Source organism: Collimonas sp. (assembly GCF_035566375.1).
In the GTDB taxonomy this organism is placed as follows: domain Bacteria; phylum Pseudomonadota; class Gammaproteobacteria; order Burkholderiales; family Burkholderiaceae_D; genus Collimonas.
Genome location: NZ_DATMRK010000028.1, coordinates 144,127 through 169,610, shown reverse-complemented (window position 1 = coordinate 169,610; position 25,484 = coordinate 144,127). Strand labels below are relative to the sequence as shown.

Sequence of the window (25,484 nt, the reverse complement as noted above, 5' to 3'; positions counted from 1 at the left end):
TTTTGAGCGCTCTCCATAAGGAAAAATATGACAGGCTTTGATCGTAATTCGGCACTGGATACTGACATGCTCGGCATGGTGCCTATCGTGATTGAGCAGAGTGGCCGCGGTGAGCGTTCCTACGATATTTATTCGCGTTTGCTGCGCGAGCGGGTGATTTTCCTGGTGGGTCCGGTCAACGACCAGACCGCCAACCTGATCGTGGCGCAACTGCTGTTCCTGGAAAGCGAAAATCCTGACAAGGATATTTCCTTATATATCAATTCTCCTGGCGGTTCGGTGTCTGCCGGCATGGCGATTTACGATACCATGCAGTTCATCAAGCCGGACGTTTCTACCTTGTGTACCGGCATGGCGGCTTCGATGGGTGCTTTCTTGCTGGCTGCGGGCGCCAAGGGTAAGCGCTTTTCGCTGCCCAACTCGCGCATCATGATTCATCAGCCTTTGGGCGGTGCTCAAGGGCAGGCTTCGGATATCGAAATCCAGGCGCGCGAGATTCTGTATTTGCGCGAGCGCCTGAATGGTATTCTGGCTGACAAGACCGGCAGAAGCATTGACCAGATCGGCAAGGATACGGATCGGGATAATTTCATGTCTGCAGATGCAGCTGTGGAATACGGCCTGATTGATAAAGTCCTGGCGACACGCGCTTGATTATTAAGTGATGAATAAAACGCCCGGCCCCAAAGGTACGGGCGTTTTGCTTTTCAAAAATCGTCCGAGCGTGACGAATCTGGATTTCGCGGGTAATATAAATTTTCAATGCGATTTTTCAATGCAATTCAATGCGGCGGTCCCCCTCCATAGTTTTACTTAAACTCTGCCTTTATGTCTGATAAAAAATCTTCCAGCGGCGAAAAACTGCTTTATTGTTCCTTCTGCGGCAAAAGCCAGCATGAAGTGAAAAAACTCATCGCCGGGCCATCGGTATTCATTTGTGATGAATGTATCGATCTCTGTAATGACATCATTACTGATGAAGCTTCGAACGTCGAAACGCTGGATGGTCAAAAATCGGAACTGCCGATCCCGCAAGAGATTTGCGAACTGCTTGATCAATATGTGATCGGCCAGGAACCGGCCAAGCGGATTTTGTCGGTGGCAGTGTACAACCATTACAAGCGCCTCAAGCATCTCGGCAAGAAGGATGACATCGAACTGGCAAAAAGCAATATTTTGCTGGTCGGCCCAACCGGCTCCGGTAAAACCTTGCTGGCGCAGACTCTGGCGCGCATGCTGAACGTGCCTTTCGTGATTGCCGACGCTACCACCTTGACCGAAGCCGGTTATGTCGGTGAGGACGTCGAGAACATCATTCAAAAATTGCTGCAAAATTGCAATTACGAAGTCGAGAAGGCGCAAAGAGGCATCGTGTATATCGATGAAATCGACAAGATTTCACGTAAATCGGATAACCCGTCGATCACCCGTGATGTGTCGGGCGAGGGCGTGCAACAGGCCTTGCTGAAGCTGATCGAAGGCACTATGGCTTCGGTGCCGCCACAGGGCGGGCGCAAGCATCCGAATCAGGATTTCGTGCAGATCGACACCACCAATATCCTGTTCATTTGCGGCGGCGCTTTCGATGGCCTGACCAAGATCATTTCCGAACGTTCGGAAAAGAGCGGTATTGGCTTTTCGGCAAATGTGAAGAGCCAAAGCCAGCGCACCTCCAGCGAAGTATTGCTGGACGCCGAGCCTGAGGATCTTACGCGCTTCGGCTTGATTCCGGAGCTGGTTGGTCGTCTGCCGGTGATTGCAACACTTGCCGAGCTGAACGAAGAGGCGTTGATCGAGATTCTGATTGCGCCTAAGAACGCTCTGGTCAAGCAATATTCCAAATTGCTGCAGATGGAAGGCGCCGAGCTGGAAATCCGGCCAGCAGCGCTGCAAGCTATCGCCAAACGTGCTTTGGCGCGTAAGACCGGGGCACGTGGCCTGCGTTCCATCCTGGAGCACGTGTTGCTCGACGTAATGTACGATTTACCAAGTCAGCAAAATGTTGCCAAGGTCGTGGTTGATGAAAACACGGTCAACAGCGGTGCAAAACCATTGTTGATTTACCATGAGCAACCTAAGGTGTCCGGCGCAAAATAAGGCAAAACGCTAGTCCGTGCAGGCTGGCCTTGGAACAGGCCAGTCGTTGCCGGCAGGATAAAATCCGTAAATTTGTAAAACCATGTAAAAAGCAAGGGTTTAAGCAGGTTTTTGACCCAAAAGTAGTACAATTTACCAAAATATATGATTTGGCTTCAATCGCAAAGCCACCCGAAGTTAGCTTCGCGTGTGGCTTTTTTGTTGGCCATCGCAGATGCATCGCAAATAGAAGTGGTGATTTATTGTTGAAACCGGGGCTTGAGTTTCGGCCACTCGTGCCAACATCATTAATAAGTTTTTTTGATAGGGCTCACCATGACGACTTCTACATTTACTGAACAAACTCAGTTGCCTCTCTTGCCGTTACGGGACGTGGTGGTATTCCCGCATATGGTGATTCCATTGTTCGTCGGTCGCCCAAAATCGATCAAGGCTCTTGAAGCCGCGATGGAGCAGGGCAAAAGCATCATGCTCGCGGCCCAGAAGGCCGCAGCCAAGGACGAGCCGTCGCCGGACGATATTTATGAAATCGGCTGCGTTGCCAATATCTTGCAAATGTTGAAACTGCCGGACGGCACGGTCAAGGTGCTGGTCGAAGGTGCGCAACGTGCACGTATTCACCACATCAGCGAACTCGATACGCACTTTGTCGCCGATCTGACGCCGGTTGAGTCGGAGCTGGGCGACGAGGCTGAGGTGGAAGCGATGCGACGCGCCATCGTTCAGCAATTCGACCAGTACGTCAAACTGAACAAGAAGATCCCGCCAGAGATCCTGACTTCGCTGTCTGGCATCGATGACGCCGGCCGCCTGGCCGATACCATTGCTGCTCACTTGCCGCTGAAGCTTGAGCAAAAACAGGTCATCCTGGAAATCTTCAATATCGCCAAGCGTTACGAGCACTTGCTGGGTCAGCTCGAAGGCGAGCTGGATATCCTGCAAGTCGAGAAGCGCATTCGCGGCCGGGTCAAACGGCAGATGGAAAAATCGCAGCGCGAATACTATCTGAACGAGCAGGTCAAGGCGATCCAGAAAGAATTGGGCGAGGGCGAAGAAGGCGCTGATCTGGAGGAGCTGGAAAAGAAAGTGCTGTCCGCCAAGATGCCTAAGGAAGCACTGGAAAAGGCGCAGAGCGAGCTGAAGAAGCTGAAGCTGATGTCACCGATGTCAGCCGAGGCCACCGTGGTGCGCAACTACATCGATACGCTGGTCGGCTTGCCATGGAAGAAAAAATCCAAGGTCAACAACGAACTGGGTAACGCCGAAAAAGTGCTGGAAGGCGATCACTATGGCCTCGATAAGGTTAAAGAACGCATCCTGGAATATCTTGCCGTGCAACAGCGCGTCGACAAATTGAAAGCGCCGATCCTGTGTTTCGTCGGTCCACCAGGCGTGGGTAAAACCTCGCTGGGGCAATCGATCGCCCGCGCCACCAATCGTAAATTCGTGCGGATGGCTTTGGGCGGCGTGCGCGACGAGGCTGAAATTCGCGGTCACCGTCGCACTTACATTGGCTCCATGCCCGGCAAGATCTTGCAAAGCCTGGCCAAGGTTGGTGTGCGCAATCCGCTGTTCCTGCTGGATGAGATCGATAAGCTCGGCATGGATTTCCGCGGCGATCCGTCTTCGGCCTTGCTGGAAGTGCTTGATCCTGAGCAGAACCATACGTTCTCGGACCACTACATCGAAGTCGATTTCGACTTGTCGGATGTGATGTTTGTGGCGACTTCGAATTCCTTCAACATTCCGCCGGCGCTGCTGGACCGGATGGAAGTGATTCGTTTGTCCGGTTACACCGAAGATGAAAAGACCAATATCGCGCTGCGTTATCTGCTGCCTAAACAAATCAAGAACAATGGTTTGAAGGTCGAAGAAATCAGCCTGGCCGAAGGTGCGATTCGCGACATCATTCGTTACTACACGCGTGAAGCCGGGGTACGTTCGCTGGAACGGGAAATCTCCAAGATTTGCCGCAAGGTAGTGAAGTTGCTGCTGCTGAAGAAGCAAGAGAAGAAGGTCGCAGTCACTTCCAAGAACATCGATAAATTCCTCGGTGTCCGGCGCTTCGACTACGGCGTGGCCGAGAAAGAAAATCAAATCGGCCAGGTGGTCGGTCTGGCATGGACTGAAGTGGGCGGCGAATTGCTGACCATCGAAGCCGTGAAAATGCCGGGTAAGGGCGCCATCATTCGTACCGGCACCTTGGGCGATGTGATGAAGGAATCGATCGAGGCAGCGCGCACTGTGATGCGTAGCCGCGCTACAAAATTGGGTATCAAGAGTGAGGCGTTCGAGAAGAGCGATATCCACATTCACGTACCCGAAGGTGCGACGCCGAAAGACGGACCTTCAGCCGGTGTCGGGATGACTACCGCATTGGTGTCGATCTTTACCGGGATTCCGGTGCGGGCCGATGTTGCGATGACGGGTGAAATCACTTTGCGCGGCGAAGTCTTGCCTATCGGCGGCTTGAAAGAAAAGCTGCTGGCAGCGCATCGCGGCGGCATCAAGACGGTATTGATTCCAGAGCAGAATGTGAAGGACCTGGCCGAGATTCCGGACAACGTCAAGAACAAGCTGGAAATCGTGCCGGTACGCTGGATCGACAAAGTGTTGGAGGTAGCTCTGGAGCGGCAGCCGGTGGCCTTGACCGATGAAGAAGCGATGCTGGATGCGGCAGTTGCCAAGAGCAGCGAGAAGACGGATCCTAGCGTGGTCAAGCATTAAGCCTGTGCTCTGATCGATAGGCTGTTGAATTCATTGGCAAATTTTTTCTTTGAAAAGCGCTCGCAAGAGCGCTTTTTTTTTTGCGCGCGTGTATCCATTTGATGTTGAATACATCAAGTTTGTAAAATCAGGCTAAACCTTCCCGTATCGCCGGCAAAGCGCTTGACACAAGGCTTTGCGGCTTGTTTAATACCAGCTGCAGATTTTTTTTCTGCAGTCCATCTGCGATGATTTTCCGCAAAAAAACGGAAACGCGCATCATCTGGAATTTCAATTCAAATGAGGGGGGCTTCAGTGAATAAAACCGAATTAATCGATCACATCGCCAAGTCAGCGGACATTTCCAAAGCCGCGTCGACACGCGCATTGGACGCTGTGATCGCCGCAGTTAAAACCACTTTGAAGAAGAGTGGTTCCGTTACCCTGGTTGGTTTCGGCACGTTCTCGGTCGGAAAACGCGCAGCGCGCACCGGCCGTAATCCACGCACCGGAGAGGCAATTAAAATCAAGGCAGCTAAAGTTCCTAAATTTAAGCCTGGCAAAGCGTTGAAAGATGCTGTAAACTAGCTTCTTTTGGCGTGGTGACAAACGCCAATTAGATGTTTGACTGGCTAGGCTGTCGTGTTTTATTAAAATGTTTTTGAGTGCATTCTGAATAAATCCGATACGCGAGGGTGCTTAGCTCAGTTGGTAGAGCGGCGCCCTTACAAGGCGTAGGTCGGGAGTTCGAGCCTCTCAGCACCCACCAACGCAGTCAGGCAACAAATGATAAATGCGAATTTGTTTTATAAGATTTGCCAGCAGTTTTAGGAGTGGTAGTTCAGTTGGTTAGAATACCGGCCTGTCACGCCGGGGGTCGCGGGTTCGAGTCCCGTCCACTCCGCCAGAATACAAATGCCCGCGCAAGCGGGCGTTTTTATTTCAAGAACCAATTTATCAGGGGATTTTTGCTTCTTATGGCTGTAACAAGTCAGAAAACACTGCTAAAATCATTCGTTATTACACAATACTGACAAAGCGACCGGCAATTTTGCTGTTATTTTTGTTTGAGCTGTTGCTAAGTTTTTGATTTTATTGTGATATTTTTTGATGGGCTGGCGTTTTCAGTCATCCCATCTATTACGCCAGAATACAAAAGGGGCGAACGAAAGTTCGCCCCTTTCCATATGTCTTACTGATTTGTATTGCTGCCTACTTTATTAGCAATCTGTTCTTGATCGGCCGACCATGTTTGAATTTGTCCGTACCCATCAGCGCTTGATGCAGTTCTTGTTGATGCTCTTGATCATTCCTTCTTTTGCTTTAGTCGGACTGCAAAGCTATAGCAGTTTCGGCGATGGCGCCAACACGGTGGCGAAAGTCGCCGGCCAGCCGATTACTCAGCAGGAATGGGATGCCGCTTTGCGCCAGCAAATGGATCGCATGCGCCAGGCATTTGGCGATCGTTTCGACCCGAAGATGGTCGAGACACCAGCAGCCAAGCAAGGTGTGCTGGATAATCTGATCTCGCAACGAGTGTTGCTTGCCACCGTTAGCAGCGAACATCTCTCCGTATCCGATCAAAGCTTGCGGCAAACCATCATGGGCGTGCCGGAATTGCAGGGCGCGGACGGCAAGTTCGACAATGAAAGATACAAGGCGCTGTTGGCCGCACAAGGCTCGACGCCGACTATGTACGAGGCGCGCCTGCGTCAGGATATGGCGATGCAGCAATTGAATGGTGCTGTCCAAACGACTGCATTTACGCCTAAAACAGTCGCCACCCGTTTGTCTGATATCAACGATCAGGAACGTGACGTGCAGGAATTGCTGTTCAAGGCTGCCGACTATGCGGCGCAAGTGAAAGTCACTGACGCCATGCTACAGGACTATTACGCAAAGAACGCCAAGGAATTCGAGATTCCCGAGCAAATCAAGGCGGACTATGTACTGCTCGACGGCGCCGCGATTGCCGCTCAAATATCGGTCAGCGACGCAGACATCAAATCCTATTACGACCAGAACCTGAGCCGTTACACCACGGCGGAACAACGCCGCGCCAGCCATATCCTTATTTCAGTGAAAAAAGATGCGCCGGCTGCGGAACAGGCTGCGGCAAAAGCCAAGGCGGAGAGTCTGCTGGCGGAAGTGCGCAAGAACCCAGCTGATTTTGCCAAGGTGGCCAAGGCGAATTCGCAAGATACCGCATCAGCGGAATTGGGCGGCGATCTCGGCTATTTCGGCGCCGGCATGATGGTCAAGCCTTTCGAAGATGCTGCAAACAAGTTGAAACAAGGCGAGATCGGCGATCTGGTGCAGTCGGATTTCGGCTATCACATTATCGAACTGACCGGCATCAAGGCGGCGCAGGTCAAGCCGCTGGATGAAGTCAAGACAGATATCGCAGCGGAAATCAAGAAACAACTGGCGGCGCGCAAATTTACGGAACTGGCGGAAACCTTCAGCAACACGGTGTATGAGCAGGCCGATAGCTTGAAGACGGTAGCGGACAAGTTACATCTGCAAATCCAATCCGCTGCGAATCTCGGCCGCCAGCCGAATCCGGCTGCTGCACCTACTGTTCCGTACAACAATCAGAAATTCCTGACGGCGCTGTATTCTGACGAGTCTTTGAAGAACAAGCACAATACCGAAGCAATTGAAATTGCCCCGAATACGTTTATCGCTGGCCATGTAGTCGAGTACAAGCCGGTCACGAAACGCTCGTTTGAAGAAGTCCAGGCAATTATCCGTGACAAGGTTACCCGTACCGAAGAAGCGGCACTGGCCAAAAAAGTCGGCGAAGAAAAACTGACTGCCTTGAAGGCGCAAGACAATGCTAGTGGTTTCGGCGCAGTGCAAACCGTGTCGCGTGCCAATAGTCAGGGTATCAATCCATTGGCGTTCGAGGCGGTGATGAAGGCTAATGCGAATAAATTGCCAGCCTATGTCGGCGTGGTGTTGCCGCAGCAAGGATATGCGCTGTATCGCATCGCCAAGGTCAACCAGCCGGCGGTGCAGGATCAGGCGCGGCGTGTCGCTGAACAGCAGCAGATCACCAACGTCCTGGCGCAACAGGAAATGCTGGCGTATGTGGATGTGCTGAAACAGAAAGCCAAGGTCAAGATTCTGAAGCCGGTGGCGGTTGCGCCGGTTGACGGCAACGACAAATAAAATTAACGCAGAATTGAAGCAAAACTGATTTAATTAAGTTACCTTGAGAAATGCCCATCCAGCGCAAGCGGGATGGGCATTTTTTATATCTACGTGCGCGATAGGCGCTTTGCGCAAAGCTTATTCTTGGTCGCTTATTCTTCGTCGATATCGCGATGGTTTAATTTCTGCAATGGCCGATGATTGTCGTGAAAGATTGCCTTGAATGCGGCAATTTGTTGTTTCGACATTTCAATCGGCTGTTCCAGCACGATCCAGTTGACCATCTCCGAGCAGGGCGGTGTCGTCAGAGATCCTGAGTAAGCCAAGGCTTTTTTGTCGTTCGGAATCAATGCCGTGATATCGACTTTCGCTTGCCGTCCGGTCCACGTTTGTCTCGCGGGCAGATCGGCGAAGGCCGATTCCAACGCCTGATTTTCTTTGCCTTCTTTGATGAAAATGCCAACCACGGTTATTTTTCCATCATTACTTTTGTTCACCAGATGCAATTCCATGGAATAAGATTTGCCGTCAATGGTATGTTCGCTGGGCGTATGGAAATGAAATTGATCGAGCTTGTATGTTTGCCCTTTGAAGTTGACGGTATCGTTGGCTTCACGGACATTTGCCTGGATGGTATGGCCGTTGTTTACCAGGGTGACCGTTCCCGGCTCGTACTGGATAGAAAAGTCCTTGCTTGCAACCCGCTTGGCAGTGCTCTCGGACAGCGCAATCGGGGATTGCCGCCGGCCAGATTGGCAGGCGGCGTTTTCGGGATTGCCCTCGGCCCAGTGAGTAGGATCTGTTTTTCCTTGGTAAGACCAGTGCGCGGCCGTTTCTGACGCAAGCGCCGCCGCCGCTGCGCTAACCAACAAGCTGCCGGTCAAGGCGCATTTGAGAAATCTTTTCATGGTGGTCTCTAAAAAATGGATTGGAGGAAGTGTCCAGACTGGATCACTGCAAACCATATTTTAAGAAAAGAAGTCCCGTAAAGATCTGGGAAAAATCTCATATGAATCTCATATATAAATAAGCGCGATTTCTCCTGGAAGAATCCAATTTTGGGAGTTTCTGCTAAATCGCTTCTTGAAAACGCCGCATTGACGCTACTTGGCCAGAAGCGGTTTTAATCCTGACCAGACATTGTTCAGCATGATCGGATGCGCCTGGGCAACAGGGTGTATCCGATCCGCCTGAAACAGCTCAGGTTTGTCCGCTATGCCGTCCAGCAGGAAAGGAACCAGCGGCACCTTGGTTTGTTTTGCCAGCGTCGCATACAGCGAAAAGAATTTTTCAGTGTAATCGCGCCCGTAGTTGGGCGGAATCCGCATGCCCACCAGCAGGACTTTCGCCTTGGCTTGCTGCGCGGCGCTGATCATTGCCCGCAGATTGTTTTCGGTGGCGCTTAATTGCAAGCCGCGCAGGGCGTCGTTAGCGCCAAGCTCGATGATGACAATATCCGGCCGCTGTTGCAGCAGTGCCGGTAAGCGCGTCTTGCCGCCGCTACTGGTTTCGCCGCTGATGCTGGCATTGGTGATGCTGCTGTCAAGGTTTTCTGATTTCAGACGTTGCTGCAACAAGGCAACCCAGCCGCTGCCGCGCGCCAGCCCGTACTCTGCCGAAAGACTGTCGCCTAACACCAGTATTGAATTTGATGCAGAATAGGCACTGTTCGTCCATACTAGACCGAGCAGGCCAAGCAGCAGGGCAGCCAGCCGCAAGCTGCCGACGATTTTGCTGCGAGTCTTGCTGAGCGAGCCTTCGATTAAGTTCTGAAAACCATTCCCCAACCCGGAGTCGATAATCTGCATGCATCAGTCCTCTTCTGTTATTTCTGAAACGGTAAAGTCCAAAGCGCCGGCCATCGATGTCCGACACTTGACCAAACGTGTTGCCGACGCCAGCGGCGAGCTGGTGATTCTTGATGATATCAATTTTAACGTCCAGGGCGGTACCACGCTGGCGATTGTCGGCGCCTCCGGTTCTGGTAAATCGACCTTGCTCGGCTTGCTGGCCGGGCTGGATACGCCATCCTCCGGCACCGTGCATATCGACGGCAACGATATTTTTTCCCTGGATGAAGATGGCCGCGCGGGCTTGCGTAAAGAGAAGCTCGGTTTCGTATTCCAGTCGTTCCAGTTGCTGAGTCATTTGAGCGCGTTGGAAAACGTCATGTTACCGCTCGAATTGCGCGGCGACAAAGATGCCAGGGAGAAGGCGCAAGCCAAGCTGGAGCGAGTCGGCCTGGCGACGCGTCTGCAGCATTATCCGAAATATTTATCCGGCGGTGAACAACAACGGGTAGCATTGGCGCGCGCTTTCGTCACCGAGCCGCCGCTATTGTTTGCCGACGAACCCACCGGCAGCCTCGATGCAGCTACCGGCGATGCTGTTATCCAGTTGATGTTTGATCTGAATCAGGAACGCGGCTCAACCCTGGTTCTGGTGACGCATGATGCATCGATCGCCATGCAGTGTCGGCAGACCATCACCATCGCCGCCGGTCGTTTGTTGCGGCCGGGCGATACCACCGCTGCAGATGTACAGATATTTCAATAAGCCGGAAAGAGTTGTTGAAACCTAGGGAGTGAAATTTGGAGGAAAGTACATGTCGACTTGGATTTCGGTAACAAAGGCAATCCTGCCGTATGTTGGCGATATTATTTCGGCTACGGTGCCGGTGTTTACCCGCCGTAAAGGAAATACAGAAGAGAGTCAGATCCAGATTTTGCAGCAACAGGTAAGCGAGCTGCAGACGGCATCGCTGCAAAATGTCGGTGACATCAAGGCGCTCGCCGAGCAATTGAAAACCGCGTTGCCATTGCTGGAACAGGAAGTGCAACAGGCCGATGCCAGATTACGGCGCACCAGCTTGCTGTGCGGATGTGCGCTTGGCGTCGCGCTGCTGGGGCTGGTGGTCGCTGTCGTGGCCTTGATTAGTAAATGAAACAGTGTTTTATGCCGCCCCGCGCATAAGATAGGACGAGGGAATATGGATCGCTTGCAGTCAATGCGGGTTTTTGCGAAGGTGGTGGAGCAGGGCAGCTTTGTCGGCGCCGCTCAAGTACTGGATATGTCGAATGCGGTAGTGACGCGCCTGGTTGCCGATCTGGAAAACCATCTCGGGATTCGCTTGCTGCATCGATCGACGCGCCGCATGGCTTTGACCGAACCGGGCCAGGCTTATCTGGAACGGGTGCGGCAGATTCTGGATGAGATCGACGAAGCGGAAGCCGCGGCTTCCGTGTTGTCGAGCAAGCCGGCCGGCACTTTGAACATCTATTCACAGATAGGTTTTGGCCAGACGCAGTTGGCGCGTTTGCTGCCGCTCTACTCAAAACAATATCCCGACGTCCAGCTGGATGTGACCTTGTCGGATCGCACCGTCGATCTGATCGAAGAAGGTTTCGATGTCGGCGTTTTTTCGGTCAACCAGAAATTCGACGCCAGCATGGTGGCGCGTCAACTCGGTATCGCGGAAGTGTTGTTGTGCGCCTCGCCGGCTTATATTGCCGAACATGGCGTGCCGCAGGTGCCGGAGGACCTGGCGCAGCATTCCTGCCTGAATTTTTCCTTGGAACATCTGCGCCATCACTGGACTTTCCAGTCGGATCAAGGCACTTCGATTATTCCGATCACCAGCAAAGTGATGTCGAACAATACCGATTTGCTGCGGCACTGCCTGCTGGCCGGAATGGGGATCGGCATGCGCACTTCGTATACGCTGGGCGACGATATGGTGGCGGGGCGCGTGGTGCGGGTGCTGCCAGACTATCAAATCAACAAGGTGGCGGTGCGGCTGGTGTATCCGAGCCGGCGCCTGTTGTCAGCCAAAGTGCGTAGTTTTGTCGATTTCATGATGGCGCAATTTCCGCATCCCGATTGCGATCCCTGGCTTGCCTCTTGACCAATTACGCAGTCCTCAGCGAATCAGGCATCCGTCAAGCGCCGCAATAAATTACCTTCCAGCTGCCAATGGCGACGTTCGGCGCTGCTCTGGGCTTCAAGCCGCAATTCTTCAGCGCTTTTGCTCATTTGCGCCAGCAGGATTCGTTCAGCCAGGTGCAGATCCATTTCGACCGGCCCCAGGAACGTCACGACATCCCCGCGCTGTATCAGCAGGGTAGGGAAATTGTCGACATCGAGATCGCCGATCAGCTCGGCCTGGTCTTCGATGTCGATCCAGGCGAATTGCAGCTGCGGGTGGCGTTGCGCCAGCGCCGTAAAATTCGTGAAATATTCCCGGCAACTGCCGCACCAGGCGGCGCACAGACAGGCCACTACCCAACCGTCGTCGGCCAGAGTGGTAGCAAGTTCTTGATGGTTGTCGTTGTTGAGTGTCAGGATCAGCATGCTCGATATTTTACAGTGAGCGCGCAGGATTTCGCTTGAATACCACCGGTTTCGGGCGGCTCAGGGCATTTGGCGCCGATCTGGCCCGTTTCAATCATGCAGAGTGCAGCCGAAGCAGCGTCTGGCGCGGTAAAATACCGCCCATGCAGACCATTCTTGCCATCGAAACATCTACCGAACTGGCCTCCGCCGCCTTATTGCGCGACGGCCATATGATTACCCGCGAATCAGCGGGTGTCCAGACGCACTCTCTTGCCATCTTGCCTATGGTGCAAAGCTTGCTGGCCGAGGCTGGGATAGGCCTGGCGCAATGCGATGCGCTGGCTTTCGGCGTTGGCCCCGGCTCGTTCACGGGAGTACGCACCGCTTGCGGCATTGTCCAGGGGCTGGCGTTCGGCGCCGATTTGCCGGTGTTGCCGGTGGTGACGCTGGCCGCCATGGCGCAAGCTTGCCGCGACCTGAACGGCGCCGATGAGGTGCTGGCGGTGTTAGATGCACGCATGGGCGAAGTCTATTGGGCGCAATATCGGTTTGCCGATAATCTCTGGCAGGTGATTGTCGAGCCGACTTTATCTGCGCCGGAACAGGTATCACCCTTGCCGACACAGAGCGGGACGCTGCAAGCCTGCGGCAATGGCTTGGCGGCGTATGCGGAAGCGTTTGCACCGGCCTCGTTTGCCGCCGGCGGCTTGCCGGCTGTGATGCCGAACGCCAGCCAGATCGCCCAACTGGGCAGCGTTGCACTAGCTCAAGGCCGTGGCTTGAGTGCGGTGGACGCGCAACCCCTGTATTTACGTAACAAAGTGGCCCTCACCATTGCCGAGCGCGCCGCTAAGGTGATCCCATGAGCGCGAATGTACGGTCAACTCCCGATTTGCTGCGGCCACTGTCGTTTGCCGCGATGCGTATCGAGGATCTGGATGAAGTGGTGGCGATCGAAAAGGATGTGTATTCCCATCCCTGGACCCATGGCAATTTTGTCGATTCGATCCAGAGCGGTTATCAATGCTGGGTATTGCGGGATGCGGCGCAGGTCTTGCTGGGTTATTTTTTCATGATGCCGGCATTGGATGAGGCGCATCTGTTGAATATCAGCGTGCACGGCGATATGCACGGGCGCGGCGTCGGCAAAATGCTGCTCGATAAAGTGTGCATCCTGGCGCATCAATTGCAGATGCAATCGATATTGCTGGAAGTGCGGCCGTCGAACACGCGCGCGATTGCGATTTATCAGCTCTACGGTTTTGTCGAGATCGGCCGCCGCCGAGATTATTATCCGGCGGCTGGCGACAAGCGCGAAGAAGCCATCGTGATGAGGTTGCCCTTATGAGTCAGATGACCAGGCGCAGCGTCTTTCTCGATGAGATCGGCCTCGGCCCGCTTTGGTTGCGGCGCGATGGCGCTGTTGAATTGCCGGGTACAGATTTGATTGATGCCGATATTGCGCTGGAGCAGACGTTTGCGCCGGCAGCGGAAATCCTTGCGGCGCCGACGGCCGTTCTGCAACAGGAGCCGCGTGCCGAAGTGGCAACGGTAGCGGCAGTAGCAACTCAGGGGCATAGCGCGCCGGTGAATAAAGCCGCCGTTTCGGCCTGGGGCGATGACGATGAGTCGCCATCTTCGCCCATAGTCAGCATCGCTATTGCGGATTCCCCGGCAGCCATGGACTGGCATCAATTGCAAAAAGCCGTAGCCGGATGTACTGCTTGCGGACTTTGCCATGGACGTAAAAATACCGTGTTCGGCGTCGGCGACAGCAAGGCAAAATGGCTGTTTATCGGCGAAGGCCCGGGACGCAACGAGGATATCCAGGGCGAGCCGTTCGTCGGCCCGGCCGGTAAGTTGCTCGACAATATTCTGCTGGCGATGGGCTTGAAGCGCGGTGAAAACGCTTACATCGCCAATATCGTCAAATGCCGGCCCACCGACGGTACAGGGCGTGACCGTCCGCCTGCGGCTGACGAAGTGGCGGCTTGCCTGCCGTATCTGCAGCGCCAGATCGAATTGATCCAGCCAACCATCCTGGTCGCGCTGGGCAAGACTGCGGCCCTGTCCTTGCTCGGGCTCGATCCGGCGACGCCGGTCTCGAAGCTGCGCGGCACTGTGTATCGCTACGCCGATCGCCCTTTGGTGGTGACCTATCATCCGGCCTATCTGTTGCGTCAGCTGGCCGACAAGGGCAAGGTCTGGAGCGATCTATGCCTGGCCATGAGCGCTTTTGCCAATGTCGATGCCAACGTCGGTGAATGATCCTTCGGCGGCGCCTGTCAGCGCTTGCCAGGAACAGTTTCACCGGCGCTGGAATCATTTGCTCGATCCCCATGTCAGGGCGCTGGCATGGTTGCTGGATGCACCTGATCTGCTGGATCCCCAGGCTGTTCAGTGGCAAGGGAAGATCGCCAGCTACGCTGACGCCAATCTGGCCGCATGGCTGAGCGAACTGGAGCAGACCCCGGAAAAACTGCAGGCCTTGCATCGCTATATCGGCAGCCTGCCATCGACGCGGCTCGGCCTGTATGCAGAAAAACTGCTGGCGTTCTACTTTGAGCAACGCCAAATGCTGGTGGCGCATAGCGTACAAGTCCGGGCCAGCAAGAACGACACCATAGGTGAATTCGATTTCTTGTTGCGGCTCAACGGCGGCATGGTCCACTGGGAGTTCGCGACCAAATTCTATTTGCTTGAGACTAGCGGTGAAAGCCTGCAAGCGGATGATTTTCTCGGCCCCAATCTGGCAGATTCGCTGGGTGCAAAAATGCAAAAGATTTTGCAGCGCCAGCTGGCTTTGTCTCTGCATCCTGCGGCGCAGATTCATCTAAGCGAGTCGCTCGCTTCGGCCCAGGCGCTGGTGAAGGGCTGGTTGTTTTATCCCGATGATCACTTGTCTCCGCCGGCTGTCCTTGGCGTATCCGCCAACGCCTGCCGCGGCTATTGGTGCAGCTTGTCAGCGTTGCAACTGGAGCCGTCAGCCATGTATCAGATATTGCCGCGCCTGCGCTGGCTGGCGCCGGCAAAAATAGCGCTTGAACATGCGCTCAGCGCGGCAGATGCGCGCCTGGCTCTGTCGCAGCATTTCGCTACAGATGCCTCGCCGGTGTTGTTGGCGACTTTGCGCGTTGAAGCTGGCTACGGACTGGAAACCCGCAGGGGTTTTGTGGTACCGGACGACTGGGCGGGGCGGGCAGCAGCCCAGCGTCATTTGAACCCCTAGTCGGTTTCCCAGATAGCGAGTCGATCGCAGGCTCGCCCGAGTTGTGCTGTTTTCTAATGCTTGACTTCACCAATCAAGGCCAGCGAATCATGTTCGCGTTGATTGGCCGCATGCTTGCGCATGATGAGAAGCATGATGCCGGCAACAAACAGGCCGAACAGAAAAATCACGATATTCACGTCGAGATTAATTTTGATCATCAATGCATACAGCACCAACATGGTCAGCACCGACAGGTTTTCATTGAAATTCTGTACCGCGATCGAATGACCCGCGCTCATCAGCACGTGGCCGCGATGCTGCAGCAGCGCATTCATCGGCACCACGAAATAACCGGACAGTGCGCCGATGATGATCAGCAAGGGATAGGCGACCCAGACCGAATGCACGATGGTCATTGCCATCACGACCACGCCCATCACAATCCCCATGGGCATGACGGTCAGCGATTTTTTCAGCGGGATCATGCGTGCTGCGGCGCCGGCGCCGATGGCGACGCCAAACGCCACTACGCCCTGCAAAATGGCGGCTTTGTCGAGCGGCATGCCTAGCGATTTTTCGGCCCACTTCAGCACAATGAATTGCAGAGTGGCGCCGGCGCCCCAGAACAAGGTGGTGACGGCCAGTGAAATCTGTCCCAGCTTATCTTTCCACAGGATCGCACAGCAGTTGGCAAAGTCGACGATCAGCTTGCTTGGCCTGTGTTGCTGATGTGGGTAGCGGGCGCCGGTGTCGGGGATTTTCAGGTTGAAACCGGTGGCGATCAGATACAGCAAACCAATTACCATCAGCGCCGCATGAGTCGGCGTGTTCAGATGCCAATTGAATACAGGTATATGCCATTGCAACATGACGGAAACCACGTGCGGGCTGACCAGAGCCCCGCCGAGTACCGTGCCGAGAATGATGGAAGCCATGGTCAAGCCTTCGATCCAGCCATTCGCCGCCACCAGTTTTTCCGCCGGCAGCAATTCAGTCAGGATGCCATATTTGGCGGGCGAATATGCGGCCGCGCCGAAGCCGACCACACCATACGCTATCAGCGGATGGACGTTGACGAACATCATCAGGCAGCCGGAAATCTTGATCATGTTGGTGATGAACATCACCCGGCCTTTGGGTAGTGAATCGGCGAAAGCGCCGACAAAAGCGGCCAACAGCACGTAAGACAGGACAAAAAACAATTTCAGTAACGGTGTCATCCAGTCCGGCGAGGACATTTCAGCCAGTAAGGCGATTGCCGCTATGAGTAGGGCGTTGTCGGCCAGCGAAGAAAAAAACTGCGCTGCCATGATGGTGTAAAAACCGCGATTCATCCGCATCCCAGAATGTAACAATGTGTCCCCGGCCTGCTTTATACCATGAAAATATGACCGATTCGTGATTATGAGGGATGCAAAAGAGAAAACGTTCCGCGGATTTATTGGTATTGCCAATCCATCATCGCCGGTGCATCCGGTAAAATAGAGCGCTCTACGAATCCTCACAACGCATTCTCATAAATCCAGCAAATCCATGCCCAGACCCTTAGTCGCCACCATCGATATTTCTGCTCTACGTCACAACCTGCGTATCGCCAAATCGCATGCCCCTGAAGCGAAAATCTGGGCAGTGGTCAAGGCCAATGCTTACGGTCATGGATTGGAGCGCGGCATACGCGGCTTTGCGGAAGCGGACGGGCTGGCCCTGATTGAACCGGAAAATGCCTTGCGTTTGCGCGAGCTGGGTTGGCAAAAGCCGATCCTGCTGCTGGAAGGTGTCTTCGACGCCGCCGATCTTGAAACCGTAGCGCGGGCCAGGCTCGACTTTGCCGTGCATTGCAGCGAGCAGATCGTCTGGCTGGAGCGGGCCGGGTTGAGCGGTCCGCTGGATGTCCATCTGAAAATGAACAGCGGCATGAACCGGCTCGGTTTCAAGCCAGAGGCTTATCGCGCTGCCTACCAGCGTTTGCAAGCGATTCCTGCGGTGCGCAAGATCACGCTGATGACGCATTTTGCGAATGCCGACGATCCGCTGAATCCAGGTTTGCCATTGCAGCAGCAGATGCAGCAGTTCGAACAAGGCGTCGCGGATCTGAGCGATGAGCGCAGCATCGCCAATTCCGCCGCAGACCTGATGCATCCGGAACTGAAGTCGGCGTGGGTGCGGCCGGGCATCATGTTATATGGGGCCAGTCCCGGCGGCGCCAGCGCTGAACAGTTCGGCCTGAAACCGGCGATGACGCTGAGCAGCAAGATTATCGGCATCCAGCGCGTCGGCGCCGGCGAGGCGATCGGCTACGGCAGCCGCTTTGTCGCGGCAGCACCGATGGTCGTCGGCGTGGTTGCCTGCGGTTATGCGGACGGTTATCCGCGCCATGCGCCGAACGGCACGCCGGTGCTGGTCGACGGTGTGCGCACCGCAACCGTCGGGCGGGTATCGATGGATATGCTTTCGGTCGATCTGAGCCATGTGGCGGGCGCCGGGGTCGGCAGCGCGGTGACCTTGTGGGGTAACGGCTTGCCGATCGATGAGGTGGCGCATGCGGCCGGTACCATAGGATATGAGTTGATGTGCGCTTTGGCTGCAAGGGTTAGAGTGGTGGACTTGTGACGGCGCGGCAGGTTTGAGTTACCCCTGCCGATATAAAAATGGTAAGCCCTGGCAAGTCCTGGTGAGTCCACTGAAAAAGATTGTAGAACCGAATGGCAAAAGCTAAAACCAATTACACCTGCACCGAATGCGGCGGCGTCGCCAATAAATGGACCGGTCAATGCCCGTCGTGCGGGCAATGGAACACCCTGGTGGAAACCATCGTCGAAGCGGTCGGCAACCGTTTTTCCAATCAGCATCAGGGCCTGGCGCAGACGGCGCCGGTGATGACCCTGGCCGATATTGAAGCGATCGACGTGCCGCGCTTCGGCACCGGCATCGAGGAGTTCGACCGGGTGTTGGGCGGCGGCCTGGTGGCGGGCGGCGTGGTGCTGATCGGCGGCGATCCTGGCATCGGCAAGTCAACGCTGCTGTTGCAAGCGCTGGCGAACCTGTCGAAATTGAAAAAGGTGCTGTATGTCAGCGGCGAAGAATCCGGCGCGCAAATCGCTCTGCGCGCCAAGCGGCTGGCGGTGGACGCCAAGGATCTCAAGCTGCAAGCTGAAATCCAGCTGGAAAAAATTCTCAATACCTTGGTGGAACACAAACCTGAAGTAGCGGTCATCGATTCGATTCAGACCGTGTATTCGGATGCGCTCAGTTCGGCTCCCGGCTCGGTTGCGCAGGTGCGCGAATGTGCCGCGCAATTGACGCGTGTCGCCAAGCAATCCGGCATCACCATCATCATGGTCGGTCACGTGACCAAGGAAGGCGCCTTGGCAGGGCCTCGGGTGCTGGAGCATATTGTCGATACGGTGTTGTACTTCGAGGGCGACACCCATTCCAGCTTCCGCCTGGTGCGGGCCTTCAAGAATCGCTTCGGCGCGGTCAATGAGCTGGGTGTTTTTGCCATGACGGAAAAGGGCTTGAAAGGGGTCTCGAATCCCTCGGCGCTGTTCTTGTCGCAGCACGATAACCAGGTGCCTGGTTCTTGCGTGATGGTGACGCAAGAGGGGACACGGCCGCTGCTGGTTGAGATCCAGGCGCTGGTGGATGCCTCGCATGTGCCGAATGCGCGCCGGCTGTCGGTCGGGCTGGAGCAGAATCGGCTGGCGATGCTGCTGGCTGTGTTGCATCGGCATGCAGGGATTGCCGCATTCGATCAGGACGTGTTCATCAATGCCGTCGGCGGCGTCAAGATCACCGAACCGGCAGCCGATCTGGCGGTGCTGCTGGCGATCAATTCATCGATGCGCAACCGACCGTTGCCGCGTGGCCTTGTGGTATTTGGCGAGGTTGGCCTGGCGGGTGAAATCCGGCCGGCGCCACGCGGTCAGGAACGTTTGCGTGAAGCCGCCAAGCTGGGATTTTCGATTGCCATGATTCCCAAGGCGAATATGCCAAAACAAGACATCGAAGGTTTGAAAGTGATCGGTGTGGAGCGTATCGATGACGCTTTGAGCAAGATACGCGACGCCGAGTAGTTGGCAAGATTACCGTTAATCCCGAATAATCCTGTATTCCCAATTTCATTCTGGTAAAGGTCAGCAACATGAAAACCAAAGCAGCTATCGCATGGAAAGCCGGTCAGCCACTGACTATCGAGGAAGTCGAACTGGGCGGCCCGCGCGCCGGTGAGGTGCTGGTCGAGATCAAGGCCACTGGCATCTGTCATACCGATTACTACACCTTGTCCGGCGCCGATCCTGAAGGTATTTTCCCATCGATCCTGGGCCACGAAGGCGCTGGCGTGGTGGTCGATGTCGGGCCGGACGTCAAGAGCCTGAAAAAGAACGATCACGTGATTCCGCTCTATACGCCGGAATGCCGCCAATGCAAATTCTGCCTGTCGCAGAAAACCAATCTGTGCCAATCGATCCGTTCGACCCAGGGGCGCGGCTTGATGCCGGACGCCACCAGCCGTTTTTCCATCGACGGCAAGCCGATTTTCCATTACATGGGCACGTCGACTTTTTCCAATTACATCGTGGTGCCGGAAATCGCCCTGGCCAAGATCCGTGAAGATGCGCCGTTCGACAAGGTTTGTTATATCGGCTGCGGCGTCACTACCGGCGTCGGTGCAGTGCTGTTCACCGCCAAGGTCGAAGCGGGCGCCAATGTGGTGGTGTTCGGACTCGGCGGCATCGGTTTGAACGTGATCCAGGCGGCGCGCATGGTTGGCGCCGACAAGATCATCGGCGTCGATATCAATCCGGCGCGCGAGGCGATGGCGCGCAAATTCGGCATGACCCATTTCATCAATCCCAAGGAAGTCGAAAACGTGGTCGATGCCATCGTTGGCCTGACCGATGGCGGCGCCGACTACAGCTTCGAATGCATAGGCAACACCACTACCATGCGCCAGGCGCTGGAGTGCTGCCATAAGGGCTGGGGCCAATCGATCGTGATCGGCGTCGCTGCCGCCGGTCAGGAAATCAGCACCCGGCCGTTCCAGCTGGTGACTGGCCGCGTCTGGAAGGGTTCGGCGTTCGGCGGCGCCCGCGGCCGCACCGATGTGCCTAAAATCGTCGACTGGTATATGGACGGCAAGCTGAATATCGATGACTTGATTACCCATCGCCTGCCGCTGGAGCGTATCAACGAAGGTTTCGATCTGATGAAAAGCGGCGAATCGATCCGTTCGGTCGTGATTTACTGATGGAGTTGATCAGCGAACACGTCTGCTTCGGCGGCAAGCAGGAGTTTTACCGGCACCAGTCGGCTGAGATCGGTTTGCCCATGCGGTTTTCCGTGTTCCAGCCGCCGCAAGCCAGGCTGGCTCCGGTACCGGTGCTGTTTTATCTGGCCGGTCTGACTTGCACTGAAGAGACCTTCATGATCAAGGCCGGCGCCCAACGCTACGCGGCGCAGCACGGCATCATGCTGGTGACGCCCGACACCAGCCCGCGTGATACCGGGATCGCCGGTGTTGACGCTAGCTGGGATTTCGGCAACGGCGCCGGTTTTTATCTGGACGCGACACAAGCGCCGTGGGCGACGCATTTCCGGATGTACTCTTATATATTGCATGAGTTGCGGCAAACCATAGTCCAAGAGTTCCCGGCGCAAGCCGACAGCATCGGCGTCTTTGGCCATTCGATGGGCGGGCATGGCGCGCTGGTGCTGGCTCTGCGTAATCCGGATGTGTTCCGTTCAGTGTCGGCGTTTGCGCCGATTGCTGCGCCCAGCCTTTGTCCGTGGGGACAGAAAGCGTTTGGCAATTACCTGGGAGCGGATCGGGCGGACTGGCAGTCTTACGATGCGACGCAGTTGATGCTGCGGCTGCAGAAGCCGTTTCCGCAGGAGATCTTGATCGATCAGGGATTGGGGGATAAATTTCTGGCCGAGCAATTATTGCCGGAACAGTTTGAAGCCGCTTGCGCGAAGGTGGGGCAGAGCCTGACACTGCGCCGTCACCCGGCATATGACCACGGTTATTATTTCATTTCGACTTTGATCGAGGATCATCTGGCTTTTCATCAGCGCATACTGACGGCAAATCAGAAGTCTTGAATTAAAAACAGCCCCCGCCAGATGATCAGGCGGGGCTGTTGGTTTTAGTTGGTTTTAGTTGGTTTTATTCAGCGATTTTTTCGCCGCCGCGTCGTCTGGAGACCGCCCAGCCGCCGCCAAGTACGACGGCAAAACCAATCGCGTAAGCGATGTAGCTCAAGCCGGGGATGCTATCCCACAATGGCTGCGCTATCGGTTCCGCGATGATCATGTGCATCGCGGTATATACCAGGATTGCCGCGCCGATAAAGATCGTGACCGGAAAGCGTTCTATCAGCTTCAGCGCCAGGGTCGAACCCCAGACCATGATCGGCACCGAAATCAGCAAACCGATAATCACTAAAGCCATGCTTCCTTTGGCGGCGCCGGCCACGCCCAAAACATTGTCGATGCCCATCACGGTATCGGCGATGATGATGGTTTTTAGTGCGGCGGCCATGGTGGTCGCCTTCACACCATGCGCTTCGCCGTCATCCGATTGCGTCAGCAGACGGTAGGCTATCCACAGCAGGGCGACGCCGCCAACCATCAGCAAGCCCGGTACCTTCAACAGCCAGACCACGCCTATCGTCATCAGCACCCGGGTGACGACTGCACCCATGGTGCCCCACACAATTGCTTTGCGACGCAGATGATCGGGCAGGTTGCGGGCTGCCATCGCAATCACGATGGCGTTGTCGCCGGCCAGCACCAGGTCGATAACGACGATAGCCAGCAGTGCGGCGAAGAATGCACCTGCATTCCAGTCAGCCATGCCCAGCATTGAGAGTAAACCAGAAAAATCCATAAAGTGTCTCCGACAGGGTTGATAAACGGCCTCTGGCATGGACAACATCAGGAATGGCGAGAGTATACGCGACACATTGCCTGCATGGAATCCATGCTGACAAAGGTCTTGCTCAACAGCGTTGCTGCCAAGGTAACCGGGCGCAGGCGTTGTGCCTGTTCCGTGATGACGACTACCTTGCAGAACATTGGGCAACGAATAAAGCACGTCGATCAATGTTCAGGAGCTACTCCCCTTTGAGAGGGCGCCGCAGGCGACATGCCGTGCGGCTGGGCGCTATTGTACATCAGCGGATAAAAAAGTGGAGGCGTGGTTTAGAAAATTCAGCTCAGCCGTGGCGCCAGTAATCCGGCTGGGCATAGGCGCGCCGCAAGAAATCGACAAACACCCGGATCCGCAAAGGCAGATGGCGCCGTTGCGCGAAAACCGCGTAGATGTCGTTGCCCGGCGCGGCAAATTCGTCCAGCACCGTGACCAGTTTGCCGGCTTCGATCTCGCTGCCGACTTCCCACATCGAGCGCCACGCCAGCCCTTTGCCAGCCAGTGCCCAGTCGTGCAAGACCTGACCATCGTTGCAAACCATGTTGCCAGCCACCTTGACGGTGACAATTTTGCCGCCCTGGCGGAAACTCCAGCCGCGCTGGCTGCCTTCGCCGCTGATCGCCAGGCAATTGTGTTTTTGCAAATCGTCGACGCTGCGCGGTTTGCCGTGGCGTTTGATGTAGGCCGGCGAGGCCACCACGATACGTTTGTTGTCCGCCAGCTTGGCGCCGATCAGCGACGAATCCGAGAGCGACGCAATGCGGATTGCAACGTCGATTCCTTCGCCGATCAGGTCAACCACGCGGTCGTTCAGGTTAAGGGTGAGGGTGACGTCGCGATGCTCGGTGAGGAAAGACGGCATCAGCGGCGCCACGTGCTGCCGTCCGAATCCGGCCGGCGCCGAAATCAATAAATGGCCGCTGGCGTGTGCGCTGCGCTCCGAGACCGCCGTTTCGGCGTTTTCCAGGTCGGACAAGATGCGCTGACAATCCTCCAGGAAGGCTTCGCCTTCGTTAGTCAGTGCGATTTTGCGGGTGGTACGTTGCAAAAGCTTCACACCGAGACGTTCCTCTAATGCATCCAGCCGCCGCCCGATCATGGCCGGAGCGATGCCTTCGGCGCGTGCTGCTGCCGACAGGCTGCCTTTGGCGGCTACCTCGACAAAAGTGGAAATCTGCTTGAATTGATCCATGTCGCCGATCCGGGTTTGTTAGATGTGAAGGCTGTGCTAAGCTCACTTGTGACTAAAACACATAGATCAAATGATAAATCGTTCCACCTATGATGATTTGGTTTAAATATACTATATAGCGTAAAAATTAGATAATGCCATTCAGGATTTTGCATATCCAGCATGGTGAAAAACAGAATGTAGCGGCGCACAATAGCTTGTGGTCCGGACCGTTGCAGAGATTAAATAAACATTTCATAGAACCAACAGGAGCAAAGCATGACTCAACTGACACTGCCAGCAGGGATGGAAATCAAGGGCGCGATTGAACCTGGATACGCCGAGATTCTGACGCCGGATGCACTGGCGCTGGTCGCCAAACTCAGCCGCGCATTCGAAACCCGTCGTCAGGAATTGCTGGCAGTACGCGTAGAGCGCGCCAAACGCCTGGATGCCGGCGAGCGCCCGGATTTCTTGCCTGAAACCGCGCATATCCGTAACGGCGACTGGAAGATCGCACCGATCCCGGCCGCCCTGGAATGCCGCCGCGTCGAAATTACCGGCCCGGTCGAGCGCAAGATGGTGATCAACGCCTTCAACTCCGGCGCCGACAGCTACATGACCGACTTCGAAGATTCGAATTCGCCAGTCTGGGATAACCAGATCACCGGCCAGATCAATCTGCGTGACGCCATCCGCAAGACGATTTCGCTGGAGCAGAACGGCAAGTCTTACAAATTGAACGACAAGGTGGCAACCCTGGTGGTGCGCCCACGCGGCTGGCACCTGGACGAGAAGCACGTGCTGGTCGACGGCAAGCGCATCTCCGGCGGCATTTTCGATTTCGCCTTGTTCATGTTCCACAACGCCAAGGAACAACTGGCGCGCGGCGCCGGCCCGTATTTCTATCTGCCGAAGATGGAATCGCACCTGGAAGCGCGGCTGTGGAACGACATCTTCGTGATGACCCAGAACGAACTTGGCCTGCCGCAGGGTACGATCAAGGCCACCGTCCTGATCGAAACCATTCTGGCCGCTTTCGAAATGGATGAGATCCTGTACGAGCTGCGCGAACATAGCTCAGGCCTGAACGCCGGCCGCTGGGATTACATTTTCTCTTGCATCAAGAAATTCAAGCTGGACAAGGACTTCTGCCTGGCCGACCGCGCCAAGGTAACCATGACGGCGCCGTTCATGCGCTCCTACGCATTGCTGCTGCTGAAGACCTGCCACAAGCGCAATGCGCCAGCGATCGGCGGCATGGCTGCGTTGATCCCGATCAAGAACGATCCCGAGAAGAATGAGATCGCCATGGGCGGCGTGCGTACCGACAAGGCGCGCGACGCCACCGACGGTTACGACGGCGGCTGGGTCGCTCATCCGGGCCTGGTAGAGCTGGCCATGACCGAATTCAAGAAGGTATTGGGCGACCAGCCGAACCAGATCAGCAAGCAGCGCGAGGACGTCAATGTCAGCGCCGCCGATCTGCTCGACTTCAAACCGGAAGCGCCGATCACGGAAGCCGGTCTGCGTTACAACATCAACGTCGGCATCCACTATCTGGGCGCCTGGCTGGCCGGCAACGGTTGCGTGCCGATCCACAATTTGATGGAAGATGCGGCTACCGCCGAGATCAGCCGCGCGCAAGTATGGCAATGGATCCGCTCGACCAAGGGCGTGCTGGAAGACGGCAAGAAAGTGACCGCCGAAATGGTGGTGGCGATGATTCCGCAAGAGCTGGCGAAGGTCAAGGCGCTGGTTGGCGATGGCGCTACTTATGATCGCGCTGCGAAGATCTTCGAAGAAATGTCGACATCGGCATCGTTTGCCGAATTCCTGACATTGCCGCTGTACGAAGAAATCTAAATCGGAGTTGTGGC

General features: G+C 55.4%; 23 protein-coding genes and 2 tRNA genes. 19 read left to right on the top strand and 6 right to left on the bottom strand.

Annotated features, from left to right (window positions below; translation table 11 throughout):
* Positions 1-27 precede the first annotated feature (27 nt).
* The 7 genes from clpP (at position 28) to VNZ60_RS07880 (ending at position 7,977) form a co-directional block, all read left to right on the top strand.
* On the top strand, positions 28-654 hold the full coding sequence (clpP, locus tag VNZ60_RS07910) for an ATP-dependent Clp endopeptidase proteolytic subunit ClpP (protein WP_325657871.1): 627 nt from the start codon (positions 28-30) through the stop codon (positions 652-654).
* A 174-nt stretch (positions 655-828) separates the two neighbouring features.
* On the top strand, positions 829-2,097 hold the full coding sequence (gene clpX, locus VNZ60_RS07905; protein ID WP_325657870.1) for an ATP-dependent Clp protease ATP-binding subunit ClpX: 1,269 nt from the start codon (positions 829-831) through the stop codon (positions 2,095-2,097).
* A 315-nt stretch (positions 2,098-2,412) separates the two neighbouring features.
* Positions 2,413-4,824 (top strand): endopeptidase La, encoded by a 2,412-nt coding sequence (gene lon / locus VNZ60_RS07900; protein ID WP_325657869.1) that lies wholly within the window; start codon positions 2,413-2,415, stop codon positions 4,822-4,824.
* A 294-nt stretch (positions 4,825-5,118) separates the two neighbouring features.
* A complete protein-coding gene (locus tag VNZ60_RS07895; protein ID WP_325657868.1) occupies positions 5,119-5,391 on the top strand; it encodes an HU family DNA-binding protein in 273 nt (90 codons plus the stop codon).
* 105 nt (positions 5,392-5,496) lie between these two features.
* Positions 5,497-5,572, top strand: a tRNA-Val gene (locus tag VNZ60_RS07890).
* Between the two features lie 61 nt (positions 5,573-5,633).
* Positions 5,634-5,710 (top strand) — tRNA-Asp (locus tag VNZ60_RS07885).
* Positions 5,711-6,051: 341 nt separating this feature from the next.
* Positions 6,052-7,977 (top strand): SurA N-terminal domain-containing protein, encoded by a 1,926-nt coding sequence (locus VNZ60_RS07880; RefSeq protein WP_325657867.1) that lies wholly within the window; start codon positions 6,052-6,054, stop codon positions 7,975-7,977.
* A gap of 134 nt (positions 7,978-8,111) precedes the next feature.
* On the opposite strand, the gene VNZ60_RS07875 is transcribed toward VNZ60_RS07880, so the two are convergent.
* Both VNZ60_RS07875 and VNZ60_RS07870 read right to left on the bottom strand, forming a co-directional pair.
* Positions 8,112-8,843: a carbonic anhydrase gene (locus tag VNZ60_RS07875; RefSeq protein ID WP_325657866.1), complete on the bottom strand. Its 732-nt coding sequence runs from the start codon at positions 8,841-8,843 to the stop codon at positions 8,112-8,114.
* Positions 8,844-9,062: 219 nt separating this feature from the next.
* Positions 9,063-9,767, bottom strand: coding sequence for an arylesterase (locus tag VNZ60_RS07870; RefSeq protein WP_325657865.1), 705 nt, complete (start codon positions 9,765-9,767; stop codon positions 9,063-9,065).
* Between VNZ60_RS07870 and VNZ60_RS07865 the strand changes: the two genes are divergently transcribed.
* From VNZ60_RS07865 to VNZ60_RS07855, 3 genes are read left to right on the top strand one after another with little or no spacing between them, the layout of a single operon-like run.
* The gene (locus VNZ60_RS07865) at positions 9,766-10,515 is read left to right on the top strand and encodes an ABC transporter ATP-binding protein (protein ID WP_325657864.1); all 750 of its coding nucleotides are present in this window, start codon (positions 9,766-9,768) and stop codon (positions 10,513-10,515) included. The genes VNZ60_RS07870 and VNZ60_RS07865 overlap by 2 nt on opposite strands.
* A gap of 49 nt (positions 10,516-10,564) precedes the next feature.
* Positions 10,565-10,903, top strand: coding sequence for a hypothetical protein (locus VNZ60_RS07860; protein WP_325657863.1), 339 nt, complete (start codon positions 10,565-10,567; stop codon positions 10,901-10,903).
* 45 nt (positions 10,904-10,948) lie between these two features.
* Positions 10,949-11,863 (top strand): LysR family transcriptional regulator, encoded by a 915-nt coding sequence (locus tag VNZ60_RS07855; RefSeq protein WP_325657862.1) that lies wholly within the window; start codon positions 10,949-10,951, stop codon positions 11,861-11,863.
* Positions 11,864-11,886: 23 nt separating this feature from the next.
* On the opposite strand, the gene VNZ60_RS07850 is transcribed toward VNZ60_RS07855, so the two are convergent.
* Positions 11,887-12,309, bottom strand: coding sequence for a thioredoxin family protein (locus tag VNZ60_RS07850; RefSeq protein ID WP_325657861.1), 423 nt, complete (start codon positions 12,307-12,309; stop codon positions 11,887-11,889).
* Between the two features lie 143 nt (positions 12,310-12,452).
* On the opposite strand from VNZ60_RS07850, the gene tsaB reads away from it, so the two are divergent.
* The 4 genes from tsaB to VNZ60_RS07830 are packed head-to-tail and all read left to right on the top strand — an operon-like array spanning position 12,453 to position 15,520.
* Entirely contained in the window at positions 12,453-13,157 is a 705-nt protein-coding gene (tsaB, locus tag VNZ60_RS07845) for a tRNA (adenosine(37)-N6)-threonylcarbamoyltransferase complex dimerization subunit type 1 TsaB (protein WP_325657934.1), read from the top strand.
* Positions 13,154-13,639 (top strand): ribosomal protein S18-alanine N-acetyltransferase, encoded by a 486-nt coding sequence (gene rimI / locus VNZ60_RS07840; RefSeq protein WP_325657860.1) that lies wholly within the window; start codon positions 13,154-13,156, stop codon positions 13,637-13,639. The genes tsaB and rimI overlap by 4 nt, the downstream gene beginning before the upstream one ends.
* Positions 13,636-14,559 (top strand): uracil-DNA glycosylase, encoded by a 924-nt coding sequence (locus tag VNZ60_RS07835; protein WP_325657859.1) that lies wholly within the window; start codon positions 13,636-13,638, stop codon positions 14,557-14,559. The genes rimI and VNZ60_RS07835 overlap by 4 nt, the downstream gene beginning before the upstream one ends.
* Positions 14,534-15,520, top strand: a complete 987-nt coding sequence (locus tag VNZ60_RS07830; protein ID WP_325657858.1) for a DUF1853 family protein — start codon at positions 14,534-14,536, stop codon at positions 15,518-15,520. Before VNZ60_RS07835 ends, VNZ60_RS07830 begins: the two co-directional genes overlap by 26 nt.
* A 53-nt stretch (positions 15,521-15,573) precedes the next feature.
* Here the strand turns inward: VNZ60_RS07830 and lplT are convergent, their stop codons facing one another.
* Entirely contained in the window at positions 15,574-16,836 is a 1,263-nt protein-coding gene (gene lplT, locus VNZ60_RS07825; RefSeq protein ID WP_325657857.1) for a lysophospholipid transporter LplT, read from the bottom strand.
* Between the two features lie 199 nt (positions 16,837-17,035).
* Here lplT and alr point away from each other — a divergent pair, with 199 nt between their 5' ends.
* From alr to fghA, 4 genes are all read left to right on the top strand, one after another.
* Positions 17,036-18,112 carry an alanine racemase gene (gene alr, locus VNZ60_RS07820; protein WP_325657856.1) on the top strand — a complete coding sequence of 359 codons (1,077 nt, stop codon included), beginning with the start codon at positions 17,036-17,038 and terminating at the stop codon, positions 18,110-18,112.
* A gap of 92 nt (positions 18,113-18,204) precedes the next feature.
* Positions 18,205-19,575: a DNA repair protein RadA gene (radA, locus tag VNZ60_RS07815; RefSeq protein WP_325657855.1), complete on the top strand. Its 1,371-nt coding sequence runs from the start codon at positions 18,205-18,207 to the stop codon at positions 19,573-19,575.
* 68 nt (positions 19,576-19,643) lie between these two features.
* A complete protein-coding gene (locus VNZ60_RS07810) occupies positions 19,644-20,750 on the top strand; it encodes an S-(hydroxymethyl)glutathione dehydrogenase/class III alcohol dehydrogenase (RefSeq protein WP_325657854.1) in 1,107 nt (368 codons plus the stop codon).
* Entirely contained in the window at positions 20,747-21,604 is an 858-nt protein-coding gene (gene fghA / locus VNZ60_RS07805; RefSeq protein ID WP_325657932.1) for an S-formylglutathione hydrolase, read from the top strand. Before VNZ60_RS07810 ends, fghA begins: the two co-directional genes overlap by 4 nt.
* Positions 21,605-21,668: 64 nt before the next feature.
* On the opposite strand, the gene VNZ60_RS07800 is transcribed toward fghA, so the two are convergent.
* Together VNZ60_RS07800 and VNZ60_RS07795 are read right to left on the bottom strand one after the other, a co-directional pair.
* Complete coding sequence (locus tag VNZ60_RS07800; RefSeq protein WP_414648795.1) at positions 21,669-22,391, bottom strand: TerC family protein; 723 nt, start codon at positions 22,389-22,391, stop codon at positions 21,669-21,671.
* Between the two features lie 328 nt (positions 22,392-22,719).
* The gene (locus VNZ60_RS07795) at positions 22,720-23,625 is read right to left on the bottom strand and encodes a LysR family transcriptional regulator (protein WP_325657853.1); all 906 of its coding nucleotides are present in this window, start codon (positions 23,623-23,625) and stop codon (positions 22,720-22,722) included.
* A gap of 258 nt (positions 23,626-23,883) precedes the next feature.
* Here VNZ60_RS07795 and aceB point away from each other — a divergent pair, with 258 nt between their 5' ends.
* Positions 23,884-25,470 carry a malate synthase A gene (gene aceB / locus VNZ60_RS07790; RefSeq protein ID WP_325657852.1) on the top strand — a complete coding sequence of 529 codons (1,587 nt, stop codon included), beginning with the start codon at positions 23,884-23,886 and terminating at the stop codon, positions 25,468-25,470.
* The last annotated feature ends 14 nt before the right edge of the window (positions 25,471-25,484 follow it).